General features: G+C 71.8%; 1 protein-coding gene. It reads right to left on the bottom strand.

Annotated elements, in window-relative coordinates:
• A partial coding sequence (locus ACFVWW_RS34115; RefSeq protein WP_386879501.1) for a lantibiotic dehydratase occupies positions 1–1,387 on the bottom strand: 1,387 nt, incomplete at its 3' end.
• Positions 1,388–1,459: the final 72 nt, after the last annotated feature.

The following is a 1,459-nucleotide window of genomic DNA, read 5'->3' as shown; positions in this document are numbered from 1 at the left end:
TCTTCTCCCCCGCGAACTCCACCTCCGACCCCACGAACCGCCACGTCTCCCGCGCCACCACCATCGAATCCACCATCACCCGCGGCGAACGATCGCTCTCCGGAAGGATCTGGAAGAGGTCCATCACGAGAGTGGTCAGTACGTGCGAGAAGACGTCGACCGCGTCGAACACGGCCCCGTCGGGCACCACCACGACCAGGCGGTCCGCCCGGCGTTCGACCGTGGCATCGGCGCTGAGGACCGTGTTCGGGCGGTGCGGGTCCGCCGAGTGGTCCACAAGGGCGACGTAGTAGTCCTCGGGCCGCACCAGGGAGTGTCTGATCCGCGCGGACAGCCGGGACTTGTGTTCCTTGGGCAGCATCGGCACCAGCCGCGGACCGGGGTGGTCGCGGCCGGTCAGGGCGAACAACTCGTCCGGCGCGGGGTGCTGGTGGACGAAGAGCGAGGCGCCCAGGGTGTTGGTGGCGAGATGGAGTTCGCCGAGGACGAGTTCGAACTCACCACGCTCCAGGGCGGCCGTGTCGGTCGCGGCGATCATCACATCCGGGCTGAGGTAGCGCGCCGCGGTCCACCCCGTGCCGGCGTCGCCGAACGCGTCGTGCACCTGCTCGGCGATCTCGGCGCCGGACACCCGGACCCGGCATGCCCCTTCGGGCAGCCGCAGGATGGAGGCCCAGCGCCGGCGGAACTCCTCCTGGAGGCGTGCCGCGTCAGCGGCGGCGTCCCCGTGCAGCACGGGCATGCAGGCGAACCAGAAGGCCGCCAGATCCACGGTGCCGCTGTCCCCCGCCGCCTCCCGGAGCCGGTCGTAGACCTCGCCGACCCGGTGCATCACCTGCTGGGCGAGGTGCGAGGTCAGCCAGGTGGCGCTGGTCATGAAGAGATCCAGTGGCGCGAGCGCCGTCAGGACGTCGCCGCCGATCCGGGCCCGCGCGGAACGCACGGAGTCGGAGTAGACCAGGGCGCGGCAGGGCGCGGTGGCGGCTCCCTTCTCGCGCTGGGCGGCGGCGTCCGTGAGCTGCTCGAAGTCGGCTTCCAGCGCCGCCATCGCGCTGATCAGCCGGTCCGGATCGTCCCCCGCCGCCCGGACCTGGTCGCGGCCGCGTTCCAGTACCTCCAGGGTGGCCAGAGCCCGTTCCCGTACGGCGGGGTCGCCGATCCGTTCGAGCGTTTCCCGCAGCCGCAGTTCGGGGTGGGTGTCGGCGGGTACGTCGAGCCGCCAGGTGACGCAGCGGAGCTCCACCAGCCGGTCGAGCGCCTCGGCGACATCGGTGTCCGGTCCCAGGTGGAGCTGGATCGCGTGGGCGGAGCGGGTGCCGTCGCAGAGTTCGAGGACCCGCAGCAGCCGTTCGGGAACTTCACGTGCCGGACGACCCGGCACCCGCACCGAACCCTCCACCACCCCCACAAACGGCACCCGACGCGGCGCCACCCACTCCCGCACCCCCGGATCACCAGC

The organism is Streptomyces sp. NPDC058198, from assembly GCF_042882605.1.
In the GTDB taxonomy this organism is placed as follows: Bacteria; Actinomycetota; Actinomycetes; order Streptomycetales; family Streptomycetaceae; genus Streptomyces.
The sequence above is the reverse complement of the archived record's forward strand: the minus strand, read 5'-3'. Positions and strand labels throughout refer to the sequence as shown.